We start from the raw sequence: 22,696 nt of genomic DNA, 5'->3' as shown, positions 1-22,696 counted from the left end.
CTCATGGAGAACGGAATTGCTCGCGGCGCCGACATCGCGGTGATCGGCGCCGCGGGTAAGACCGGTGAGGCAGTCGTCGCTGCACTGCCGCCGAGCGTGACAGCTCGGCGACTGGTGCGAAAGGCGCGTGTCGACGGGGACTTCGAGGTAGAACTCGAAACGGGAAGAGGGCTGCGCAAGGCGCTCGCCGGGTGCCGAGGGGTGTACTTCATTGCCCCGAACGTCCATCCCGACGAGCCGGCGCTGCTTCGCAATGCGCTGACGGCAGCGGCTTCGGCGGGGGTGGAGCACTTTGTCTATCACTCCGTGGCGTGGCCGTTCAGCCCGTCAATGCCGCATCACCTGGACAAAGCCAGGTGTGAGGACGAACTGCATCGTTCGCCCTTGAAATGGACTGTGCTGCAACCATGTGCGTACGCGCAGAATTTCGAAGCGGTACTCACGGGTCGGTCAGAGACCATCGTCGTGCCGTACAGCGCGGACACGAGGTTCTCGTTCGTGAGTTTGGCGGACGTGGCAGCTGTTGCCGCGGTCGTCCTGAGCGAGGGCCCGGGCGAACATCACGGAGCTACGTACGAGGTGGGCGGCCCGCAAGCTCTGAGCGTCATGGAGGTGGCACAGATGGTGGAGAAGCAGACGTCACGTACCGTCGCGATAGAACAGATCAGCGTGGATCAATGGCGTGAACAGATCGGCAGCAGCCTGGACGTCAACGCCAGCTCACGATTGGCGGCGATGTTCGAGTTCTACAACCACCACGACTTCCTTGCGGGCAGTGCTGCCGTGGAACTGCTTCTGGGTCGCCGACCGATGGGCGTCGAGAGCCTGATTCGGTGATGCTTGCTACGCAATGCCTCCTGCCGCCCAGACAACCAGTGGGGGCAGGGCGGCGAGGATCAGGCAGACCGTTCCGTTGAGCCACTTGTGTTCCACCGTGACGGCGGCGAACTCGCGCAGAATAGCGCTCGGCAGGTAGTACCGGGCGGTGTGGGAACCGATGACTTCTGCATCCAGATCGAGGCTTCGGGCAAACGTTGCGGTTCGGAGTATGTGGAAGTTGCTGGTGACCAGAACCATTCGAGGCTTCGTGGTGTCGGCGCGGAGAAGGTCCCTGGTGTACTCGAGGTTCTCGAGCGTGGTGGTCGAACGGTCCTCTAGCATCACGTTCTCGCGCGGGATCCCGTGATCGACGAGGTAGACGCACATTGCCTCAGCCTCGCTGACCACCTCGTCCGATCCCTTCCCGCCGCTGACGACCAACAGTGGTGAACGTCCTTCGCGGACCTCGGCGCGGAAGACGTCCGCGGCCTTGTCCAGACGGCTGGCCAGCAGGGGCGTCACGTCGGCACCCGAAAGCCCGGCGCCGTGCACCACTATCGCGTCCATCCCGGGCTGGTACTTCTGGCGTCCGTACACGTAGGAGTAGAGCAGAAAGCTCGTGAACAGAAACCCCAGGTACGACGCGACCAGGCTGAACGATCCGAGAACGACTGCGAGCCAATATCTCTGCGTCAGCAACGCTGATGCGAGCAGTACGTAGGGAACGAGCAGTCCGAGTCCGGCGACGAGGGAGAGCAGGTTCGCCACGCTGAATCCCTCGCGCCGCAGCATCGTGACCCCGTTGACGATCAGGAATCCTGCAAGCAGGAGCACCAGCAACGGCGAGAGCAGAGCGATCGTCGCGATGACGAACGACGGGATCTCGGTCCCCGGTGCACCCGACTGCAGCATCCACAGACCGGTGAAGATCACTCCGAGAAGTAGATAGACGCCGTTGCTCAGCCTCCGCCGATCCTGCCTGAACCGGTAGCCGCAGAATCCGAGCAGCGCGAGGCCGATGAGGAGAAGGATCACGGAGCCAGACTAGGCGAGGTGCCCACTACACGGGCGCCACCGTTTTGGACTGCTGGATCGCGGACAGCACCCTGGTACGGCACTCGATGAACAGTGGGTCCGCCTTGGTGGTCAGTTGATCTCGAGCTCCGGTCAACGGGACGTCGACGATGTCCTGCATCAATGCCGGCGTTCCGCCGAGTACGACCACTCGATCGGACAGGTACACCGACTCGTCGACGTCGTGGGTGACCAGGAGGACGGTGATACCAAGATCACGTTGAAGCGTCAGCAGCAGGTCTTCGAGTTCCGCGCGGGTCTGCGCATCGACCGACGCGAAGGGTTCGTCCATGAGGAGTACCTGCGGCCGATAGGCGAGAGCGCGAGCTATCGCTACTCTCTGCTGCATTCCGCCGGACAACTGCCAGGGGTAGGAACGCGCAGCACCACCTAGACCGACAACGGCGAGTGCATCGGTAACCCTCTCGTTCTGAATCTTCCGCGCCAGACTGTTGCCCCGCAGCGGCAGGCGAACGTTCTCGCCCACTCGAAGCCACGGCATCAGTGTGCGTCCGTAGTCCTGTGACACGAGAGCCAGAGTGGCCGGCGGTGCATCGATCGCGATCCCGGCGATGCGGACCTCACCGGTGGTCGGCTTCTGCAGACCGGCGATGCAACGAATCAGCGTGCTTTTGCCGATGCCGGAATGGCCGACGATGCAGACGATTTCTCCCGGTGCGACCGTAAGGTCGATCCCGCGGAGCACTTCGCGGCCGGTGGGGCCGCCGTAGGTCACCCCGAGGCCGTTCAGTTCGACTGCGGGTATCGATGCCGCAGATTCTGTGGATGACATCAGTTTCCTTTCACTGCGAGAGCGTCGTGGGTCCGCGGCTGCCATCTGAGCAACCATCGTTCGATCACGCCGTATCCGAGGTTGAGCACGTATCCGATGATTCCCAGCAGGAGAATTCCGGACCACATGTCCGCGATGGCGAATGTCTGTTGCGCGACGATCACGAAGTGACCGATTCCTGCAGTGGAGACATACATTTCGCTGCCGACCATGATGACGACACCGATCGCGAGACTGGTACGGATGCCGACTGTTATCTGCGGCATCGCTCCGGGGAGGAGTACCTGCGTCACCAGGAGGGGTGTACGGATCCGGTAGCTGCGCGCCACCAATCGGATACTCGGGTCGATGGAGCGAATGCCGTCGAGGGTGTTGAGGAGTATCGGCCAGACCGCGCCGAAGGCGATGGCGGCAACGTTACCCGTCGAACCGGTTCCGAAAACGATGAAGAGGGCGGGCAATACGGCCAGCGCCGGAATGGCGCGGAAGAACTGGAGAAACGGATCGGCAATATCGGCAGCCAGCGGGAACAGGGCCAGCAGGAGACCGGCGCCGATGCCGACCACCAGTGCCACGGCGAGACCGAAGGCAAGGTTGGTCAAGCTCGGTACGACGTCGTGGGCGAATCCCGGACCGAACCAGTTGTCCACAAACGCTTTCCAGATACGCGACAGTGGCGGGAAGTAGGGTGACTTGCTCGACTCCGAACCGAAGTACCATACGACGACGATCAAGATCGGCAGCCACAACTCCCACGCGAGGAGTCGAAGTCCTGACATCATCTTCACGTCGTCATCCTCCTCGGGATGTAATGCCAAGCAAGTAAACGATTCTCGATCGCCATCACGGCGAAGGCGAGCAGCATTCCGAGTAGTCCGGCGACGATGATCAGTGCGAACATTCGATCGGGGACGGATTGGCTCAGCAGGATCTCCTTACCGAGTCCCGGCACGCCCGCGATCAATTCTGCACCGATGGTCAGCAGCAAGCTCAGTGTTGCCGAGATGCGAATCCCGGTGAAGATGTAGGGCATCGACGCCGGTGCGACGACGAGAGCGAGTCTGCGCCACAGCGGAAGTCGGAAGGAGCGTGCGGTCGCCAGCAGTTCCGGGTCGACGTTGCGCACACCGTGAATCGTCTGGAGCAGAATCGGCCACACACTTACTGCCACGATCAGTGCCACCGCCATCCGTTGCGTCGGGCCCATGATCAGCAGAAAGAGCGGAATGATTGCGAGCGGCGGAACGGTTCGGCAGAAGTCGATGACGAAACGGGAGGAGACCGTCAGGAACGGGTGCGCGGCGAGCAGCAGTCCTGCCGGGATCCCGATGACCAGGCACAGCGCCAATCCGATCGCTGTGGTGGTCACCGTTTGTCCCAGTGATGTCCACAACGGGGACGTGCCGAGTTCGTTCACAAGGGCCACTGCCACGTCGCTGAACTTCGGAATACCTTTGACGTCCTCGTCGCCGAGCATTCCGAAGATCTGCCAGGCGGCTGCCAACGCGAAGAGCGTCAGCAGCCGACCGAGCAGAACCTGCCTGCGGCGAGTCTGCAGGGTTGTCAAGGCGGACAACTCAGTTGGCCGGGGTCAGCAAGGAATCGGCCTCGACCGAATCCGTCAGTACCCCGTACTTGACCAGCAGTTCGATCTCCGTGCCGAGAGCACCCGGTTCCACTACTGCGACGAACTGAGGATTCTTGCTGTTGGCCAGCATTTCGAGCGGAATCTTGGCTTGTGTCGAGAGTGCAGCCTTGACGGCGCCCGGATTCTGATTGGCGTAGTCGACGGATTTGGCAAGCGCCGTGCGGAATTTGGCGAGTGAGTCCGGGTTCGCGTCGACAAACGATTCCGAAGCGACCAGCGAGGTCCCTGGCACACCGGGCGCGGCCAAGGGGAAGGGGTGGCCGAGGATCTTCAGCCCCGAGTCGGTTGCTTTGCTCAGGAACGGATCGATGAGGAATGCCGCATCGGCTCCGCCAGTGGAAACAAGGTCGCCGAGGTTGGGCATGGGCGCCTGAATGAACGAGATCTTGTCCGCTGCTCCACCGGACTTCTCCACCGCAGCAGAGATGACTGCCTCGCTGACGGACTTCAATCCGCTGATCGCAACGGTTTTGCCTTCGAGGTCACGGAAGCCGCTGATGGAACTGTCTTTGGCGACGACGAGGCCGGACTGGTCGACGTCGTCACTCGCGGCAAAATTCGTGAGTCCTCCGACGATGGTGACGGGCATGTTCTGGCTGCGTGCCTGAATTGCGGCGGCGGCGGTCGTGGCTGCCATATCTGCATTTCCGCTGAGCAGCAACGGAATTTGAGCCGAGGAACTGGCGCCGCCCTCGACGAGCTGGATGTCGAGTCCTTCGTCGGTGAAGTATCCCTGCTCCATTCCGAGCCAGATCGGTGCGAAGTCTGCGATCGGCTGAGGTGCGATTCGAATCGTGGTGGTCTGGGTGCCCCCGTCGTCGGAGGCCGTGGCGTCGCTCGAGCAGCCGGTCAGTGCCAATGCTGCGGTCGCGACCGCAGCTAGGGCAACAACTCTGAACCGTGGTGTCGACCGAAGGGTATGTCCAACCGTCATGTCCGAAAGCCTCTCGCTGGGAAAGATATGACTTCCTTGCCGGTAATCCGGTGGGAAGGTGAAGACGCTCAAAGAATTCCGTACGCCGGAACGATTGTTGTGACTATAGTAATTTCCTAGGCGAATGCCAAGGGTTTTCCAAGAACACGAGATTTCGGATCGCCGGGTACATCCACGGCACCGGGAGGGGATCGGATGACGAAGGGTTCTGCGTCCGCCGTCGACAAAGCGCTGGATCTACTCGAGGCCATCGCGCGCTCGACCACGCCGATGAAGCTCAGCGAACTGGCAGAAGAAGTCGGGATGCTCCGCCCGACTGCGCACCGAGTGCTCGGAGAACTCGCGAACCGTGGTTGGGTCTTCCGCTACGACGGTCGCTATCTCCCCGGCCCGGCTGCACTGCAGGTTTCCCACGAAGCGGCAGCGCACTCGTTGGCGGCCTTGTGCGATCCGACCATGCGGGTGCTGTCCGAGAGCACGGACATGATGGTGAATCTGCAGGTTCTCGAGAGCGGCGGAACGCGGATCATCGCGGCGCTGCGTCCCGAGAGACTCAAGATGATCACTCGGATGCTCGGGGATCTGCTTCCGCCGCACCGGTTCGCGGGTCCGCTCGCGTTGGTCGCGGCACTCGAGGACAACACCCGGGCGCCCTACCTGGCGATGGTGGAGAAGAGTGGCTATCCGCTGGAAGGCCCCACCGGCTTTCTCGCCGACATAGCCGAGACGCAGAAAACCGGATTCGCCGTTGTACACAAACGATCTCAGGACATCATCGGTTCGGTCTCGCGTGCAGTGTCTTCCCGCAAGGGATCTCCGCTCTGCGCGTTGACGGTGATCGGGTTCGATACCGACTTCGATGCGAAAACGACGCGAATGGTCGAAGAACACCTGCTGCGGGCCACCGATGAAGTGCAGCAACTCCTCACTGACCACACTTCGGGCAAGCGCCCGTCCGACACAGGAGAAGAAGGATGATTTCACGGACCGAGGGCTTCATCACCGTCGCAGACGGCGAACGGGTCTGGTACGAGACTGCCGGCGAGGGCCCGGATCTGATTCTCACGCACGGTCTCGGCGGCAACGCTGCGGTCTGGTACCAACAGGTACCGTACTTCGCTCAGCATTATCGGGTAATCAGCTGGGATCAGCGAGGATTCGGACGGTCCACCAACGAGAATGGCAACCACGGCCCGGTAGCGGCAGTCTCGGATCTGATCGAAATCATGGACCTGTTGGCGGTTGATCGAGCGCACGTGGTCGGCCAGTCGATGGGCGGTTGGGCCGCAGTGGGGGCCGCAATCGCTGTTCCGGACCGGGTGGAGTCGGTAGTCCTGGCCTGCACGACCGGCGGCATTCCCGTCGGATTCGGTCCGGACAGCGCACCTCCCCTCACCGCGGCGCCCGTCACGGCGCGGCCACTGGGGGAACACCCCGCTGTGGGCGGACGGTTGCCGAGCTTGGACATGGCGAGGGCATACCTGTACCAAGCTCTCGGCACCTTCGGTCATCGCCCACCTGACACCGAGTTCTTCCGAATTCTCAAGGCCCACAACTACTCGCCGAGCGATCTTGCCGCGGTGACGGCGCCGGTTCTGCTGATCGCGGGTGAGCTGGACGATTTGATGACACCCGAGCGGATTCGCAGCGCCGCCGAGTTCCTGCCCCACGCCGAAGTGGTCGAACTTGCCGACCGCGGCCACTCCCCCTACTTCGAGGACCCACACGCGTGGAACGAGTTGGTGGCGCACTTCCTGGCCGATGTTCGTGCCCGCCCAGTGCGCTGAAACACCAACTCGTCACGCATATTCCAACTCCGAGGAGATCTAATGGATTCATCTCAGACCGTCGAGTTCATCCCACCCGCTTTCGATACGCCGTTCTCCACCGGAGTGCGCGTCGGAGACGTTCTGTATCTGTCGGGTCAGATCGGCATGCTCCCGGACGGGACTTTGGCCGACGGCTTCGAAGCGCAGGCTCGACAGACCATGGAGAACATCGTGGCTTCGCTGATCGCTTACGGTTCCGGCGTCGAAGCAATCTTCAAATGCACTGTCATGCTTGACGACATGTCTCGTTGGCAGGAGTTCAACAAGGTCTACCTCGAGTACTTCCCGGCGTCGAGACTGCCGGCCCGCAGTGCGTTCGGAACAGACGGACTGGCGCTGGGTGCGCACATGGAAGTCGAATGCATGGCCTACACGCCGCGGGTCTGACTGCTCGCGGGCACTAGCCGTCCCAATCCACACGTTCAGCCAGGCGCAGCAATGTGCGTCGGCGCGTAGTGCTGGTTTCGCCGATGTGCGCGATTCGGCCGTAGATGTGGGCGCGGAAGTTCTCGATACCGTCCCGATTCTGTTCCTGCGCAGAAGTACTGGCGGCATTGTGCAGCAGGGCACGCAAGCGATCGTAGTCGTCACGCGGATACGACGGTTGGTCGTTGATCACCAATCCGGTGAGGTGTTGGCGTCGATGAGGGCGCATCACCTTGGTCTTTCGTGGATGGACGGCAAACCCTTCGTCCCTGGCGATCTGCTCGACCGTCCAGAGGAGGGGTCCGACGTCGGCTACTTCGATTCCGGAGAAGGCGAGGTCGTCGGCGTATCGGGTGTAGGTGAGCCAGTTTGCTTGTGCGAGTCCACTCAAGCGGATATCGAGTTTGCGCGCGACGAGATTCGCCAGTGCAGGCGAAGTTGGCGCGCCTTGCGGAAGATGCGCGGTGCGTAGCTGTGATGCCTGTGCATACGGTAGGCCGCGCAGGGTATCGGCAGGTGTTGCAACAGTGCACAATCCGGTGAGAACTCCCGCCACTGCGGGTGGATAGCCGAGGGCGGTGAAGACGGAGTGGACGCGGCTGCCGCTGATCGAGGGGAAGAACTGCGCGAGGTCCACACCGATCACGATCTCCGACTGTGCGTGCGGCGCTGCAAAAGTCAGAGGGCTTCGACCACGGACGAATCCGTGTGCCGCGTCGTGCGGGGGCACCAGGTCGAGTATGCGGCGCAGAATCTTGCGCTGAATTTCGCGCAATCGAGGTTTCGGTACCTCGAGGAGGCGAGCGCCGGTCTTCTTGCTGATCTGCATGGGCCGGTAGTGGCGTAGCGGTAGGGGTTTCGTGCGGAGCCATTCCCCTCGGTCGGCAAACCACTCGAGTTCGGAGATCGTCAGATCCAGTGAACGAGCCAGGTCCACACTGGTGTTGTAGCGGGGAACGTCGAACCGCCACACCGAAGATTCATTGGTGTCCAGTGAGAGAGGAACAGGCCGCAGGCGAGGTAGTTCGCGAAGCAATCGGTACAGCGTTTGCGGTTCGAACGGTGGGGCGGGCATGAGGTCGAGAACGCGCACGGCCAGGAGCGTCGGGGAAACGCCGAAGACGGTTCCGAATGCCTCCTCGAGTCCGCTGAGGGTCCACGGAGCATCAGCAGCCGCAACGGCCAGACGACGCGCCAACTCGGGATCGAGCTCGAAGTCACGCATGATTCGACTCCGGGATGCGACGGGGCGGGGTGACCAAATCCTTTGTCCGGTGCGGCGGCAAGCACGCGGAGCGTGCCGAACGCCGGTGGACGCAGTATCCAATTCTTCTGGCCGACCCAGGGGTTACCCCTGAGACTGGTCGCGTGGACCAACTCTCACCCACGCGCCGCCGCATCCCTTCACAATGGCAGACCGTTCGGTATCTGTCACGTGTGAAGCGGATCTGTCAGGTGTGGGTTCTCAGATCGACGAACGATCCGAACCGACGAACTCGCTGATCCACGGCACGACTGCTTCGCGGACGGTGACCGCCTTCGGCAGTAGTCCGTTGCTCAGCAGGAGATCGGCCGCGCGCTGCTGCTCGTCGAGGAACTCGTCGGTGACCGGGTTGACACCGAAAGGACGTCCGCGCAGTGCAGCTTCCCAGGCATCGATGCTCGCGGACCCGCCACGCTTCTCGATGTCGTCGACGAAGATCTGCGCGGCTTCGCGGGGGTTGGCTTCGATCCAGGCGTCGGATTCCTGCAGGGCCTCGATGATCGCCTGGAGGGCTTCCGGGTTGGTATCCGCGAAATTGCGCCGGGTGAACCACAGTGAGGGGTGGCTGAAGAGTCCGTCGGTGGCGATCAGCGTGCGCAGTTCGTGGTTCGCTTCGATGTCGGTCAGCCCCGGGTACGCTCCTACCCAGGCATCGATGGTGCCGTCGACGAGGTCCGCTCCACCACCGCGCACGTCGGTATCGACGGGGACGATGTCGGACCAGGTCAGCCCCGCCTGATCCAAGGCGAACAACAACAGTGTGGTCTGCCACGATCCGTGCGCGATGCCGACGCGCTTGCCGCGCAGGTCCTCTACCGTGTTGATCTCGGACTCTGCCTTGACTACCAGGCGCCCGTTCTCCACGCGGGGGCCGGAGATTCCGATGTAGACGAGATCGCGGCCCTGGGCCAAACCGGTGACGGGCGGCGTGAAGCCGGTTCCGATCACGTCGTATCCGCCCTCCTCGAACAGCCAGTCCGAGTGCAGGGTCGGCAAGGCGTTTTCCGGGTTCACTGCAGGCTTGGCGGGAAGCTCACGCAGGTCCACCCACTCGACATCGGGGAGACGGCGTTCGAGGATTCCGGTGTGGCGCAGTACGAACAGCGAATTGTTGTGTGGGAAGTATCCGACGCGAACGGTCATGAGATCTACGGTTTCCTGTTCTGAATCAGTGATGGGGGTGGCTAGATGAGGCCGCGTCGACGCGCCTCGTCGGCGAGTCCGCTACGGCCCCACTGGACCGTGAGGTTGGACGGATCGAATTCGACCGAACCGCCGAGGGTTTCGGCGATCGCCTGGAACTGGGCGCCCTCTTCGAGGAGGACGACGAACTTCGCGAGGTCGAGCAACCCGCTGCGGCCGATGACGTTGACCCCGCCGTTGGCTTCGAAGATCGCCACCAGATCGGGATCGCGTTCGAGGCGCTCGAGAATGAACTCGCCCGCAGAACGGGACCGATCGATGTGCGGCGGAATCTCTCGGGAGAGCGTCAGCCTCTGCGAAGCCGCATAGCGGATGGGTAGCGACCGGTGTGTCTGTGCCCAACCGCCGAGCCACGGAGTGTGGATGTGGACGACGCTCGTGATTTCCGGATGCTCACGGAACACTGACGCGTAGCCGGTGACAAAACCAGCCGATCCGTTGCCGGACAGCACCTCTCCATCGAACGTAGCGACAACCGGTGACACCGACGGATCGTCCGCCCACGGTCCCGGGTCGTTCAGGGCGACCGCGATTTCGGTGCCGGGTACGCGTTCGACGAAGTTCACGGTCCCGTTGGCTGCAACCGTTCCGGTCTTGCGGAAGACGTCGAATGCCTTGTCTGCTGCTTTGCGCGCTGCTTCGACAAATGCTGCGGTATCGGCGTCGAGTCGAGTTTCGGTGGTGGTCATCGAGTCTCCAGTCCAGAAGGTGTGATCGGGGTGCGCTGCAGGAGGGGAAGAACTTCTTCGCCGACGCGGTATGCCTCTTCGAGATGCGGGTTACCCGCGAGGATGAAGGCGTCGACGCCCAGTTCGCGCAGCTCGTCGAGTCTTTCGGCGACCTGTTCGTAGCTGCCGACCAGTCCGAACGCTGGTCCGCCGCGGATGAGGCTGAAGCCACACCACACGTTGGGCTGCACTTCCAGATCTCGGTAACCTGTGATGTGTTCGGGCACCCACCCCTTGATGCGGGCGGCGCCCACCGAATCACCCTGCGCTGCGCGGTCGGCGGCCCCCTTGTCGACGAAAGCCCAGCCTTTCTCGATCTCGGCCCACGCGGCTTCTTCGGTGTGCCGGGCAACGACGTCGATGCGTACGGCGAACTTCGGGGTGCGTCCCAGCTTGGCCGAGTTCTCCCGCACGCCGTCGATCTTGGCTCTCAGATCGGCGTACGGCTCCAGCCAGGAAAGGTAGTAATCGGAGTGCAGTCCGGCGGCGGCGACGGCTGCTGCCGAAGACCCGGAGAAGTACACCTCGGGAAACGGCTGGCCGGCAAGTCCGGGTGGAAGTGCAGCGCCGTGGGTTTGGAAGAAGCGACCGTCGAAGTCGAAAGGTTCGCCGTCCCACACACCCTTGAGGACATCGAGGAACTCGGACGTCCTGGTGTAGCGATCGTCATGGTCGACCTTGTCGCCCCACCACAGCTGAGGCGCTCCGCCTCCGCCACTGATGATGTTGTAAACCAGACGTCCGCCGGTTGCTCGCTGCAGACTGGCCGACATCCGCGCGGCCTGTACCGGGTGAAGGAAACCCGGTTGGAACGCGACCATGAAACGGTACGTGGTGGTCTCGGCGGCCAACGCTGCTGCGGTCGCCCACGGATCCTCGGTCATCGGGAAGGACGGCAGCAGTCCACCGAGGAAGCCGGCAGACTCGGAAGCCTTTGCCACCGCGGCCATGTGGTCGATGTAGCTGTATCCGTCCAACTCGCCGCCGCGGATCGCGGGAGCGATGTTGCCCGGCCCGTATCCACCGGCATCGCCGCGGTTGTAGCGACGCGGAGTACGCAGCGACGCGTGGTCGCCTTCCATCCCGATCCGCCAATAGAAATCGATGCTCATGCGGTGGCCTTCTCTTCTGTGGTGGCCTTCTCTTCCTTGCGGATCCGACCCTCGGGATCGACCAGGTGCAGAAGATGCTCGCCCGCCCGGTGCAACTCTTCGATGTGTGGCCGACCGGACAGGACGAAACCGTCCACGCCGAGATCGCGATACGACGACAATCGCTGCGCCACTTCCTCGTAGCTTCCGACGAGGCCGATACTGTGCTCGTAGCCGATGCGGTCGAATCCGGACCACAGGATGCCGCCCCGGTCGATCTCGAGTGCAGCGGAATCGGTTTCTCTCAGTTGCCGTTCGACGCGAGCCCAGGCTTCGTCGGCTGTTTCCCTCGCGATGATCGGGATGCGCAGGACCTTCTCGACGTTCCTGCCGAGTTCGGATGCTCGGTCGTCGAGGGTGGTGATCCGTGTCGACAACTCGTCACCGGCAAGGGTGAACTGATGGACATCGGCATGGTGGGCCGAGAGTTCCAGAGCTTCCGGTGAGTCTCCGGTCAGATGTACTCGGGGAAAGCGGAGTCCCGACAAGATGCCTCGGAATCCGCCGCCGAGTACGTCGTAGTACTCGCCGTCGAAGTCGTAACCCGTGCCGCCGAATCCGCCGGGGAGAATCTGTTCCTCGTTCCACACACCGCGTGCGACGGTCAGGAACTCCGCGGCGCGCGCGTAGCGGTCGGCACCTCGAACCACGTCTCCGCGAGCAGCGGCGTCTTCGGGGTCCGTCTCTACCTTCACTCGCCATTCGAGACGACCTGCCGACAGGCGCTGAAGTGTCGCCGACATTTTGGCGGCGTAGACGGGGGTGCCGAAAGTGGGGTGAAACTCCACGACCACTCGCGAATGACGCGTCTGACGTAGGGCGGCGGCAGCAACGATCCAGGATTCTTCGCCATTCGGATCGTACGGTGCGACAACGCCGTCGACGCCCGACAGTTCGGCTGCGAGAACGATCTGTGCCAATTCGTCGAAGGGCCCGAAGTTTCCGGGGCGAACATCGGTCGCGACGGTAGTCGGTCGCTGTGGCCCGAAGCCGCCGCGACTGTTCAGCGCGGACACTGCCCGACGTCCGTCACCGCGCGAGGGCAGCTCCCAGTAGACGTCCGTCATTCTTCTGTGCCCTTCTGCGCGGCGACAAGTGCGCGTGCCTGTTCCAGTGGTTCGTGCGCCACCCAGGACCGCAGGTCGAAGTCGGCGGCAAGGAAGCCGTGCGCATACAGGAATTGTTTCTGCACGCCGAGCAGGTCCACACGCTCGTCCGACAGGCTCAAATGCAGTCCGGTGTGGAAGTTCTCGCCGTAGGCTGCCACCACACCTTCGGGCCCGGACTGTGTTTCGGTCTGCAGCACGGCTCGGACCTCGTCGATGTTGGCTGCGGCCCAGTCCGCTGCTCTCAGGCTCTCGGCGAGGAAACCGACGACGATGTCCGGGCGCTGTTCGAGTAGGTCGGCATGAACCGTGATCGGTCGTGGGGTGCCGTTGTTGACGCGATCACGTAGGGATGCAGTGGAATCGAGATCGACGGCAACGGCGAGGCCGTGTTCGCGGGCAACTTCCTGGGCGCGGGCGCCCTTGACATAGATGGCATCGACGTCGCCGCGGAGCAGGGATTCGACACCCCACGTCGTGTTGCGGGTGGACGAGGCGGTGCGGACCTCGGGGGCTGCGGTCGTCGCAACCCCGACGAGGGTGACGTCGGCAAAACTCAACTCGCCCAGTCGAAGTGCGGAGGCGAAGCCGTGCAGGGCCATGGCGCGAGGAAAGCTCCTGGCCTGATCCGCAGCCCAGGCCGGGATACCGATCCGAGCGCCGGCCAGAAGACCTGCTTCGCGGATGTCGGAGTCTCCGCGCACCAGGATTGCCTGGGCCTCGTCGATCCAGGTGAGCCCGATGAGCCTCGTCGGAGAACCACTGGCACGCGCGGCCAGTGCGGGGACGTTGCCGCCTTCGCGAATGAGTCCGGAGAGATGGTGATCGAAATGGCGCACTGCCAATTCCGGTCCGGCATCTTGCAGTACGCCGAAACGCACTCCGGATTCGTTTGCCGTCCGGTCGAGCCAACCGAGACTGTTGGCGAGACCGCTGGCGGTGGGAACGGGGCAGCGGGTGTACCAGAGTGTGTCGATTGCGGAATCAGCGATCAATGTCATGACTGTCCTGTCCGTCGGGGAAGGTGCGGCCGACACCGAGTTCCTTCAGGAAACTCGCTCGGTAGCGCAAAGATTCGGGATCGTTCCGATCGCGGGGGCGTGGCAGGTCGATGTCGACGTCCACGGCAAGCCCGCCCTTGTCGAGGATGAGCACGCGGTCGGCAAGTCGTACGGCTTCGTCGACGTCGTGCGTGACGAGTAGTACAGCCGGACGGTGACGGGCGACCAGATCGCCTACCAAGTCTTGCATTTGGAGCCTGGTCAAAGCGTCGAGGGCCGCGAACGGTTCGTCGAGCAGTAATAGTTCAGGTTCGCGAACGAGAGCGCGAGCCAATGCGACGCGTTGGGCCTCACCGCCGGAGAGGGTGGCCGGCCAGGCACGGTGCTTGTCCGCGAGGTTGACCTCGGAGAGTGCGTTGCGTGCATTGTCGGTCACCTGACGTGACCGCTTCTGTCCGACTGTGACATTGGCCAGAACTCGCTTCGACGGGATCAATCGCGGTTCCTGGTAGACGACCGTGCGGTCGCGCGGAACCAGCACCTCGCCGCTGTCCGGTGCTTCCAAACCGGAGAGCACTCGCAACAGGGTCGTCTTGCCGGTGCCGCTGGGGCCGAGGAGAACGACGAACTCTCCGCGTGTGATCTCGAGGTCGATACCTCCCAGAACAGTCTTGTCACCGAACGACTTCCGCACTCCGGTGAGTGAGACTGCCACTGGTGATCCGGCTCGTCGTTCGGCCGCAGTGGTGCCGGTCCGCTCACGCGTTGCCAACGGCGGCAGAGGTGCTTCGGAGGTAGGCAGCGAGCCGACGGTCGTGTTCGTCACCGCGCCACCGACAATCTCCGCCACGGCATGGAGTACCGCTCGATCAGCCTGACCACGGCGTCGAAGATGAGACCCAGCGCCGCGTACATGACGATGCACAGAACCATGTAGTCGGTGCGGTTGTATTCCTGCGCCAGGGTGACCAGGTATCCGATCCCCTCACGTGTGCCGACCTGTTCGGCGGCGATCAATCCGGTGATGCTGAGCGACAAGCAGATTCGAAGCCCCATCAGAACACCGGGGAGGGCGGTCGGAAGAATCGCTCCGAACACCAGTCGCCAACCTGTCAGTCCGAAACCCTGTGCCGCTTCGACCATCTTACGATCGACCCCGCGCACACCGAGGTAGGTGTATGCGTACATGGGGGCGACGGTCGCGACTGCGATCAGGACCACCTTGAAAGTTTCGTCGATACCGAACCAGGCGATGAACAACGGAACGAGCGCGAGGAACGGAACCGCGCGGTTGATCTGCATGGTCGAGTCGATCAGTTCTTCACCGAGCGAGGAGAGACCGGACAGAACCCCGAGCACCAATCCGACGATCACACCGACCGAAACACCGAGTGCAGCACGTTGAAGCGACGCGAGACCGAAGTCGACCAACTGACCCGACTGGTACAGCTCGGCGAATGCCGTCCACACCGCCGGAGGTCCGGCCAGGATCTCTTCGCGGATCAGTCCGGTAGCGGATCCGATCCACCATCCGGCAACCAGCAGCGCGGGCACGAGGAAGCGGAGGGGGATCGAGACCCACTTGGGCCTGCTGCGATTGCGCCGGTAGCGGGGCGTTTCGAGTTGCGGATGTTCCACTGACTGCGACGCCGTTCGTGCGGGGCGGGTCAGCGTCACCATCGGGTCACTTCCCCTCGGTGGTGGGCGCTGCCGCTGCCGAACCTGCCACAGCACCCTGGAGGTCGAAGATCACGTCGCTGCCCTTGAGGGGCTGCTGGATCACCTTGTTCTCGGCGAACAGCGTGGAGATGGATTCGAGGTCGGTGGCGTCGGCTGCAGTCGGGTAGCGGAAGTTGGTGATCTGGCCGCCGAGGGTGATCGCGTCGTCGAGTCGCTGTCCGGAGAGTGCACGCGGACCGGTCTGTTCGAAGACGTTCTCGAAGGCTGCTGGGTCGGCCTGCTGCTTCGCGGTGAGTTCCTGAGTGACCTCGAGGAACTTCTGGACCACCTCGGGATGCGCTTCGAGTACTGCGGTGCGGCCGGCGATGATGGTGCTGTCCACGGAGTCGATGCTCGCCTCGGTTGCGATCTCGACTGCGCCCTTGGCCTTGGCCTCCTGATACGGAATCAGGAACGATGCCCACGCGTCGACCTGCCCGGTGGAGAACGCCGACGCCGCGTCAGCCTGTTGCAGAGGAACGCGTTCGACGGAATCGATCGGCACTCCGGCCTGTGTCAGGGCCTTGAGCGTGATGTACTCGCCCTTACCCGCAGGGTTGACGGCGATGCGCTTGCCGGCCAGGTCTGCGACGGTCTTGATTCCGGATTCCGGAGTGGCGATGATGCCGGCCTGGTCCTTGTTGTACGGGTCGGACGTGGCGAAGATGCGGACACCCACGTCCTTCGACAGTGCGCCGACGACGGGACTGTATGCGCCGGTTTGGATGTCGAGCTCACCGCTGTTGAACAGTTTGAGGTTGGAGCTGAATCCCGGTGTGGTCTTGACCCATTCGATCTTTGCGCCCAGCGGTGCCAGCGCCTCGTCGTAGGTTCCGTCACGCTTGCCGACGGCGATGGCACCGGAGTTTCCGGGATCGAAGACTTTGAGCGTGAAGTCGGCGCTGGAATTGCCTGCGGCGCTGTCGGAATCGGAAGACCCACACGCCACCGCCAACCCGGCCAGCGGGATCATGGCGAGCGCAGCGGCAGCTCGTGGCAGTCGGCGGAAGCGGGACATGTATGTGGCTCCTTCAGGCGTTGATTCGTCAGAACTGACGACGATGACGCTATTGGGTGCGTGTCTGTTTTACCCCCGTTTGTTTTCTGGAGATTGGAAATCTTGACAACATCGGAAGTCTGTTCATCTGGGCTTTTGTGGGTCCGCGTCTGGTTCCTTTCCACCTGATGGAAAGGATGGCCGGACTGCTGGGTCCGTGTTAGCGTCCGATTCTCAGGTCGATCAGGCCACAGCGAAAGGATCGTTCGTGACGGACGCACGCGGCGCGGGAGTTCAGACGGTAACCCGTGCCCTGACCATGCTCACATGTTTTCGCAGTGGCGAAGAACTGGGAGTCTCGGAAGTTGCGCGGCGACAAGAGCTTGCGGTCAGCACCACGCATCGATTGCTGCAGTCGCTCGTCGACGCGGGGTTCCTCGAGAAGGACGACGCAACCAGTCGGTATCGCATCGGCGCGGCGCTGGCGGCTTACGGACAGGTCTCCTACCGGCAGCATCGGATCTATCTGTCCGAGCCCTATTTGGAGCAATTGGCCGCGACGACAGGAGCATCCGCCTCCCTGGCAGTGCGAAGCGGAAGTGAGGTGGTGTTGCTCGGATTCAGCCGATGGCGCGAGGCCGACGGGCACGTGCTCCAGGGTGTCCGCCTTCCCTTGCATGCGAGCGCACTCGGGAAAGCGTTTCTGGCGTGGTCCGATGTCGACGATTCCGAGCTCGCTGCGCTGCCACGTGAAGCGACCACTCAGCGTGCGATCACCGATGTTGCCGGTATCCGCCGGGAATTGGAACTGACTCGTGAGCGAGGATACGGATTCAACGACGAGGAGTTGACCCCGGATTACCGAACGATCGGAATTCCGATCATCGATGGATCCGGCACTGTGCGTTACGCTCTCGGGCTTCGTGGTCCGGTCGAGCTGATGATCGACGAACGGATTCCGTTCCTCGCCGACCTTGCCAAGGTAACTGCGCGACAGATCGGTGAAGTGCTTCTCTGAACTGGCGTGAAGTGCTTGTGGCAGATCCGGCCGAACGTGATTACCGTTGAAGCCGAGGGCGCGATCGCACAATGGCTACGCGACGTGACCGCGTCCTCGCGAGCGTGGAGACGAGTGATGACGACGATCGGTGTCGTTGCCCTGCTGCTGGGCGTCCTGTTGATCGTGGTCGAGGCGCATGCCCCAACCGCGGGGGTGCTCGGTGTGCTTGGAGCACTCATGATCGGTGCCGGCGTCTGGATGCTTTTCACATCCGACGGTATCGGCCAATTGATCGCGATCCCGGTGACGGCGGGAGTCGCGGTAGTCGGCCTGGGCGTGGTGGCGGTAGCGAGTCGAAAAGCGCTTACCGCGCGCCGCGCTCCCGTGCGTACGGGGACGGAATCTCTTGTCGGCTCCGACGCGACCGTTCGCAGTTGGACCGGCGCGCAGGGTCAGGTCGAGCTTGATGGCGGATTATGGAGTGCTCGAATGGAATTCGGGTACGACGACTCTGTGCCTGCCGTGGGCGAATCCGTCGTCGTAGAGCAGGTACGAGGCCTGACTCTGAAAGTGCGCCGTCGTGAACCGTGGGAGCTGCCGCTATGACCACCGTGCTTGTCGTGTTGTCCGTGTTTGTCGTGCTGATTGCAGTCCTTGTGGGAATGTCGGTGAGAGTTCTGCGCGAGTACGAGCGCGCGGTGGTGTTCCGCCTCGGCCGATTGATCACCTTGAAAGGCCCAGGCCTGGTGATTCTGGTGCCGGCGATCGATCGTATGGAACGGGTCAGTCTGCGAACCGTCACGCTGAAAATACCGGTCCAAGAAGTGATTACCCGCGACAATGTTCCGGTGAAGGTCACCGCCGTCACCTACTTTCGGGTCGTCGACGCTGACCGTTCGATAGTCGAAGTCGAGGACTTTTTGGCCGCCACCTCACAGATCGCCCAGACCACACTGCGCTCCATCCTCGGTAAAGCTGAGCTGGACTCGCTGCTATCCGAACGTGAACGCCTCAACGAGGATCTGCAGAAAGTCATCGACCAGCAGACCGAACCGTGGGGCGTCAAGGTCACGACCGTCGAGATCAAGGACGTCGAGATTCCAGCCAACATGCAGCGCGCCATCGCCAGGCAAGCAGAGGCCGAACGTGAACGTCGAGCCAAGATCATCAACGCCGACGCAGAGTTTCAGGCTTCGGCCAAGCTCGCCGAGGCGGCCGAGGTGATCAGCCGCAATCCGACCACTCTGCAATTGCGATATCTGCAGACACTTCACGAGATCGGTAGCGAGAACAACTCCACCGTTGTCTTCCCCTTGCCGCTGGATCTTGTCCGGCCCTTCATGGGCGGCCAAGCGGAGGTTTCCACAGCCACCCAAGAACATGCCCGTTCTGTCTGGAATGCGAAAGTTGTTGATTAGCAGCTAGTTTCATCTCGATATTCTCTTGTATTCGAAACTGTGTTCGAATATGATTGCTGCATGGACAGTCGGGATGCGTGGCAACTGGATGGCGAGGGCCTCAAGGGTGAGGTTCTCGATCTGGTGCGTGTCCGGCACGAGTTGCAGTCGCGGTTGGTGTTGTTGATCGTGGAGATGTTTTCCCGTGAGGTTCTCGGTGGGAAGGGTTTTCGGGCGATCGCGCAGTGGTTGCATGGTTCGACGAATTTGGAGATCGGCGAGTGCAGTCTGCTGGTCGGGTTGGCGCGGTTGTTGATGCTCGAACCTGTTGTCGCGGATGCGTTTCATCGTGGTGATGTGGATGCGTTGAAGGCGCGTCAGGTGGCGTCGTTTTGTCAGCATCCGCCCAAGAACATGACCCTGGCAGATGTGGACAAGGCCCGCAGGATCTTGCTCGGGTTGGCGTCGAAGAACATTGCCGATTGTGATGCGGTGCGGGCAGCGATCCGCCGGATCGAGAAGCAGTACGGCAAACGCGAGGACGGTGTTCCGGTCGGCGAGGATTCCGAACGTAACGAGTTCTACGCCTCGAAAGGCTTGTACGGGCGTGTGTCTGTGAAGGGTGACTTGGATGCTGTGAACGGGGCCCGTCTGATCACGTTGTTGTCGAGTTTGTCGGCGCCGACGCCGGAGAAGGATGGTGTCAAGGACACGCGTACGCCGGCGCTACGACGTGCGGACGGGTTTTGCGAGTTGTTGCGTCGGTACGAGCGGGCGGGGTTGGGTCCGATCGAGGGCGGCGTGAAACCACACATCACGGTCACTGCCAGTGCGAAAGATATGACGGATCTGCAAGCGTTGAAAGACCTGTTGCCGTCCACGGAGGAACTCGGGTTCGCGTGGACGGATTGGGTGGGTCCGATCAGTATCGACACCGCCCGGATGTTGGCGTGCGACTGCACGGTCACCCGGATTTTGTTGGATGAGAATGGTGTTCCGCTCGAGTGCGGTAAGGAAGCGAGAACGGCGACGGTGCCGCAGCGGCGGGCGTTGGCGGTTCGTGATGGTGGGTGCGCGTTTCCGGGGTGTGGGACGCCGTCGGGGTGGTGCGATGCTCATCATATTGTTCACTGGAATGATGGTGGCCCAACAGATCTCGACAATCTGATCTTGTTGTGCGGTCATCACCACCGGACACTGCACCACACGGAATGGCGGGTGGAGATCGGCCAGGATCGGAAGTCGGTGTTCTATCCACCGATGTCGATCGATCCGTATCAACAGCCGATCGGCGGGAACAGCCCACCGACAGCAGCCTGAACGGGCGCAACTGAATACGTACACACCGGGGCATAGCCATGCCCCGGTGCGAGCTGCGTTTGTCGGAGTCGCGTGTGCGGTCAGAGCATCGTCGAGATATGGTCCGGAAGCGCGACACCGGAGTCGAGATCCTCGGACGGGATCGGTTCACCGAAGTGCGTAGCTGCAGGAACTACTCCAGCCCAGACGGTTTCGACACCGATGTCGGCGGCATCGTCGCCGGGACCGCCGGTGCGGGCCTTGACGGAAGCCTCGTACAACGGCAGTGCAAGAACGATGGTTGCCGCCATTTCCTTGCGCGTGTGATCCCGCAAGTGTTGGGAACGTCCGGGAACCACCTGGTCGACGATCAGATTCAAAGCCTTCACTCGCTCGTCGCCGTCGGTCACGACTCGAGGTGATCCGACGATGACGCCGCTGCGGTAGTTCATCGAGTGGTGGAAGCCCGACCGCGCCAACACGAGCCCGTCGAGGATCGTGATGGTGATGCAGATTTCGCTGTCCGGAGCCAAGCTTCGCGAGGCCACCGAGCCGTGAACATAAATAGACCCGCCGCGGTCAGGGCCGTCGAGGTCGAACCCGTACGCGGTGGGAAACACCATGGGAACTCCGCCGACGGTCACGCCCATGTGGCACAGCTTCGCGGACTGCAAGACGTCGACGAGTGCCGCGCGTTCTGCGACGCCGTGGTGGCGGGCGCGCTTGTGCGTCGTACGTGCTGTCGGGGACAGCGGAATAGGTGCAGTGGGGGCAGGAGCAGGGGCAGCAAAGACAACGGAATCTGTCATGCAGACAATGCTGGTGGCAAAGTGGCTTCAAGTCATGGTCCAATCAGTGGAGACTTCGATAGGCCACTTCGATTTGCCACTTCCGGGAGGGTTCTGAATGTTTCTTCCTTCGGCGGTAGCCGTCGTCCTCGACCGGACGGATCGGCGGGCGCTCCCGATCCAGATTGCCGACCACCTCAGAGCTGATATCCGCAGTGGTAAGGCGGCAGTGGGACTGAGGTTGCCCAGTTCCCGGAAGCTGGCGGCGGAGCTCGAGGTGGCGCGGGGCGTCGTGGAACGGGCGTATGAGCAGTTGATCGCCGAGGGTTGGCTTGTCGCTGTGCACGGCTCGGGCACCTTCGTTGCCGAGGCGCCATCTCCCGCGGTCACTCCCACGACTACACCGAAGAAGGCCGCCGACAAGATGTCGCCCAGGGTGCAGCTCCGGCCAGGCGTGCCGTGGACGCCGCCGCGTGCATCGGCAGCGTGGCGGCGGGCGTGGCGTGATGTCGGGTCCAAACCGCCACCATTCGAGGATCCCGATCCTGCGGGTGACTACGAATTGCGTTCGGCACTATCGGAATTGCTGGCAAGAGCCCGCGGAATGTCGGTTGAACCCGAGAGAATCCTGATCACCTCAGGTGCCACGCATGGTCTCGGCCTCGCCCTGTCGGCTCTGCGTACCCGTGGTGCTGTTCTGGCGATGGAAGATCCCGGATACCGGTATGCGTCCTCGGCCGCAACAGCCTGTGGATGGTCGCTGCTCGACGTGCCCGTCGACGCTCATGGTCTCTGTGTCGACCAACTCGAAACGGCGTCGGAGAGCGTCCGCGGTGTGTATGTGACACCGTCCCATCAGTATCCGACAGGTGGGCTGCTTCCGGTAGGTCGGCGCAACCAGTTGATCGAGTTCGCACGCGCCCGCGACGTCGTCCTGTTCGAGGACGATTACGACTCCGAATTCCGTTACGACGTAGCGCCTTTGCCTGCGCTCGCCCAGTTGGCTCCTGATCGGGTGGTGTATCTCGGAACGGTTGCCAAAACGCTCGGCGCCGGAATTCGATTGGGCTGGTTGGTAGCTCCCCTCGACCTGGTTGACCGCATAGCATTACACCGCAAGCGAATCGGCGACTTCCCGTCGGTTCCGCTGCAGCAAGCACTCCTGTCCCTGCTCCGTGACGGCGAATGGGATCGAGCGGTACGTACCGCCCGGCGCAGGTACCGCGAGCGCGATCGGGCGGTCGAGGAAGCACTGTCATCGTTCGGTGAACTGCGCGGACTCGGCGCCGGCATGCACACGACGCTCATGCTCGACGCGGATCTGGCAGCCACCGTCGCTCGCGAGGCACTTGAACACGGCGTCGAAGTGCCCACCCTGGTCGAGTCCACCCGAACGCACGGAGACCCCGGTGGATTGGTCATCGGCTACGGGCGAGTGGAATCCGCGGACCTCGAATATGCGCTCGAGGTGATAGCCGAGTGCCTCGCGCGTCACAGCGCGTGAAGTCTCGTTGATCGGG

The 22,696-nt window shown here is 62.6% G+C and carries 24 protein-coding genes; 9 read left to right on the top strand and 15 right to left on the bottom strand.

Annotated features, from left to right (window positions below; translation table 11 throughout):
* The first annotated feature begins 3 nt into the window (after positions 1 to 3).
* Positions 4 to 837 (top strand): NmrA family NAD(P)-binding protein, encoded by an 834-nt coding sequence (locus QMA15_RS23360; RefSeq protein ID WP_279163326.1) that lies wholly within the window; start codon positions 4 to 6, stop codon positions 835 to 837.
* A 6-nt stretch (positions 838 to 843) separates the two neighbouring features.
* Here QMA15_RS23360 and QMA15_RS23355 read toward each other — a convergent pair whose 3' ends face one another.
* The 5 genes from QMA15_RS23355 to QMA15_RS23335 are packed head-to-tail and all read right to left on the bottom strand — an operon-like array spanning position 844 to position 5,268.
* The gene (locus tag QMA15_RS23355) at positions 844 to 1,854 is read right to left on the bottom strand and encodes a YdcF family protein (protein WP_019746084.1); all 1,011 of its coding nucleotides are present in this window, start codon (positions 1,852 to 1,854) and stop codon (positions 844 to 846) included.
* Between the two features lie 25 nt (positions 1,855 to 1,879).
* Complete coding sequence (locus QMA15_RS23350) at positions 1,880 to 2,686, bottom strand: ABC transporter ATP-binding protein (RefSeq protein ID WP_279163327.1); 807 nt, start codon at positions 2,684 to 2,686, stop codon at positions 1,880 to 1,882.
* Positions 2,686 to 3,468 (bottom strand): ABC transporter permease, encoded by a 783-nt coding sequence (locus QMA15_RS23345; RefSeq protein WP_202022878.1) that lies wholly within the window; start codon positions 3,466 to 3,468, stop codon positions 2,686 to 2,688. Before QMA15_RS23345 ends, QMA15_RS23350 begins: the two co-directional genes overlap by 1 nt.
* A gap of 2 nt (positions 3,469 to 3,470) precedes the next feature.
* On the bottom strand, positions 3,471 to 4,253 hold the full coding sequence (locus tag QMA15_RS23340; RefSeq protein ID WP_279163328.1) for an ABC transporter permease: 783 nt from the start codon (positions 4,251 to 4,253) through the stop codon (positions 3,471 to 3,473).
* Between the two features lie 10 nt (positions 4,254 to 4,263).
* On the bottom strand, positions 4,264 to 5,268 hold the full coding sequence (locus tag QMA15_RS23335) for an ABC transporter substrate-binding protein (RefSeq protein ID WP_279163329.1): 1,005 nt from the start codon (positions 5,266 to 5,268) through the stop codon (positions 4,264 to 4,266).
* Positions 5,269 to 5,463: 195 nt separating this feature from the next.
* On the opposite strand from QMA15_RS23335, the gene QMA15_RS23330 reads away from it, so the two are divergent.
* From QMA15_RS23330 to QMA15_RS23320, 3 genes are read left to right on the top strand one after another with little or no spacing between them, the layout of a single operon-like run.
* Complete coding sequence (locus QMA15_RS23330) at positions 5,464 to 6,246, top strand: helix-turn-helix domain-containing protein (RefSeq protein ID WP_019746079.1); 783 nt, start codon at positions 5,464 to 5,466, stop codon at positions 6,244 to 6,246.
* The gene (locus QMA15_RS23325) at positions 6,243 to 7,055 is read left to right on the top strand and encodes an alpha/beta hydrolase (protein ID WP_279163330.1); all 813 of its coding nucleotides are present in this window, start codon (positions 6,243 to 6,245) and stop codon (positions 7,053 to 7,055) included. Before QMA15_RS23330 ends, QMA15_RS23325 begins: the two co-directional genes overlap by 4 nt.
* Before the next feature lie 42 nt (positions 7,056 to 7,097).
* Complete coding sequence (locus QMA15_RS23320; protein ID WP_003946047.1) at positions 7,098 to 7,484, top strand: RidA family protein; 387 nt, start codon at positions 7,098 to 7,100, stop codon at positions 7,482 to 7,484.
* A gap of 13 nt (positions 7,485 to 7,497) precedes the next feature.
* Here the strand turns inward: QMA15_RS23320 and QMA15_RS23315 are convergent, their stop codons facing one another.
* The 9 genes from QMA15_RS23315 to QMA15_RS23275 all read right to left on the bottom strand — a co-directional run bounded on the left by QMA15_RS23315 (position 7,498) and on the right by QMA15_RS23275 (position 16,713).
* Positions 7,498 to 8,748 (bottom strand): reverse transcriptase family protein, encoded by a 1,251-nt coding sequence (locus QMA15_RS23315; RefSeq protein ID WP_279163331.1) that lies wholly within the window; start codon positions 8,746 to 8,748, stop codon positions 7,498 to 7,500.
* Between the two features lie 240 nt (positions 8,749 to 8,988).
* Entirely contained in the window at positions 8,989 to 9,930 is a 942-nt protein-coding gene (locus QMA15_RS23310; protein WP_172932785.1) for an ABC transporter substrate-binding protein, read from the bottom strand.
* A gap of 41 nt (positions 9,931 to 9,971) precedes the next feature.
* Positions 9,972 to 10,679 carry a class II aldolase/adducin family protein gene (locus tag QMA15_RS23305; RefSeq protein ID WP_279163332.1) on the bottom strand — a complete coding sequence of 236 codons (708 nt, stop codon included), beginning with the start codon at positions 10,677 to 10,679 and terminating at the stop codon, positions 9,972 to 9,974.
* Positions 10,676 to 11,830 carry an LLM class flavin-dependent oxidoreductase gene (locus QMA15_RS23300; protein WP_003946051.1) on the bottom strand — a complete coding sequence of 385 codons (1,155 nt, stop codon included), beginning with the start codon at positions 11,828 to 11,830 and terminating at the stop codon, positions 10,676 to 10,678. The genes QMA15_RS23305 and QMA15_RS23300 overlap by 4 nt, the downstream gene beginning before the upstream one ends.
* Entirely contained in the window at positions 11,827 to 12,936 is a 1,110-nt protein-coding gene (locus QMA15_RS23295; protein ID WP_205907129.1) for an LLM class flavin-dependent oxidoreductase, read from the bottom strand. The genes QMA15_RS23300 and QMA15_RS23295 overlap by 4 nt, the downstream gene beginning before the upstream one ends.
* On the bottom strand, positions 12,933 to 13,976 hold the full coding sequence (locus QMA15_RS23290; protein WP_205907128.1) for an ABC transporter substrate-binding protein: 1,044 nt from the start codon (positions 13,974 to 13,976) through the stop codon (positions 12,933 to 12,935). Before QMA15_RS23290 ends, QMA15_RS23295 begins: the two co-directional genes overlap by 4 nt.
* Positions 13,960 to 14,778 carry an ABC transporter ATP-binding protein gene (locus QMA15_RS23285; protein WP_205908030.1) on the bottom strand — a complete coding sequence of 273 codons (819 nt, stop codon included), beginning with the start codon at positions 14,776 to 14,778 and terminating at the stop codon, positions 13,960 to 13,962. The genes QMA15_RS23290 and QMA15_RS23285 overlap by 17 nt, the downstream gene beginning before the upstream one ends.
* Before the next feature lie 20 nt (positions 14,779 to 14,798).
* Entirely contained in the window at positions 14,799 to 15,656 is an 858-nt protein-coding gene (locus QMA15_RS23280) for an ABC transporter permease (RefSeq protein ID WP_020971388.1), read from the bottom strand.
* A 4-nt stretch (positions 15,657 to 15,660) separates the two neighbouring features.
* Positions 15,661 to 16,713: an NrtA/SsuA/CpmA family ABC transporter substrate-binding protein gene (locus tag QMA15_RS23275; protein ID WP_019746070.1), complete on the bottom strand. Its 1,053-nt coding sequence runs from the start codon at positions 16,711 to 16,713 to the stop codon at positions 15,661 to 15,663.
* 247 nt (positions 16,714 to 16,960) lie between these two features.
* On the opposite strand from QMA15_RS23275, the gene QMA15_RS23270 reads away from it, so the two are divergent.
* The 4 genes from QMA15_RS23270 (at position 16,961) to QMA15_RS23255 (ending at position 20,409) form a co-directional block, all read left to right on the top strand.
* The gene (locus QMA15_RS23270) at positions 16,961 to 17,710 is read left to right on the top strand and encodes an IclR family transcriptional regulator (protein WP_020971387.1); all 750 of its coding nucleotides are present in this window, start codon (positions 16,961 to 16,963) and stop codon (positions 17,708 to 17,710) included.
* Positions 17,711 to 17,827: 117 nt separating this feature from the next.
* Positions 17,828 to 18,298: an NfeD family protein gene (locus tag QMA15_RS23265; protein WP_029256740.1), complete on the top strand. Its 471-nt coding sequence runs from the start codon at positions 17,828 to 17,830 to the stop codon at positions 18,296 to 18,298.
* Positions 18,295 to 19,110: a slipin family protein gene (locus QMA15_RS23260; RefSeq protein WP_020971385.1), complete on the top strand. Its 816-nt coding sequence runs from the start codon at positions 18,295 to 18,297 to the stop codon at positions 19,108 to 19,110. Before QMA15_RS23265 ends, QMA15_RS23260 begins: the two co-directional genes overlap by 4 nt.
* Before the next feature lie 60 nt (positions 19,111 to 19,170).
* Complete coding sequence (locus tag QMA15_RS23255; protein WP_290286753.1) at positions 19,171 to 20,409, top strand: HNH endonuclease signature motif containing protein; 1,239 nt, start codon at positions 19,171 to 19,173, stop codon at positions 20,407 to 20,409.
* Positions 20,410 to 20,489: 80 nt separating this feature from the next.
* Here QMA15_RS23255 and QMA15_RS23250 read toward each other — a convergent pair whose 3' ends face one another.
* Positions 20,490 to 21,197: a pyridoxamine 5'-phosphate oxidase family protein gene (locus QMA15_RS23250; protein ID WP_069145284.1), complete on the bottom strand. Its 708-nt coding sequence runs from the start codon at positions 21,195 to 21,197 to the stop codon at positions 20,490 to 20,492.
* Between the two features lie 97 nt (positions 21,198 to 21,294).
* Here QMA15_RS23250 and QMA15_RS23245 point away from each other — a divergent pair, with 97 nt between their 5' ends.
* A complete protein-coding gene (locus tag QMA15_RS23245) occupies positions 21,295 to 22,680 on the top strand; it encodes a PLP-dependent aminotransferase family protein (protein ID WP_290286749.1) in 1,386 nt (461 codons plus the stop codon).
* Positions 22,681 to 22,696 lie beyond the last annotated feature (16 nt).

It is taken from the genome of Rhodococcus sp. APC 3903 (assembly GCF_030407755.1).
Classification (GTDB): Bacteria; Actinomycetota; Actinomycetes; order Mycobacteriales; family Mycobacteriaceae; genus Rhodococcus_F; species Rhodococcus_F erythropolis.
This window is presented reverse-complemented; position numbering and strand designations above follow the sequence as displayed.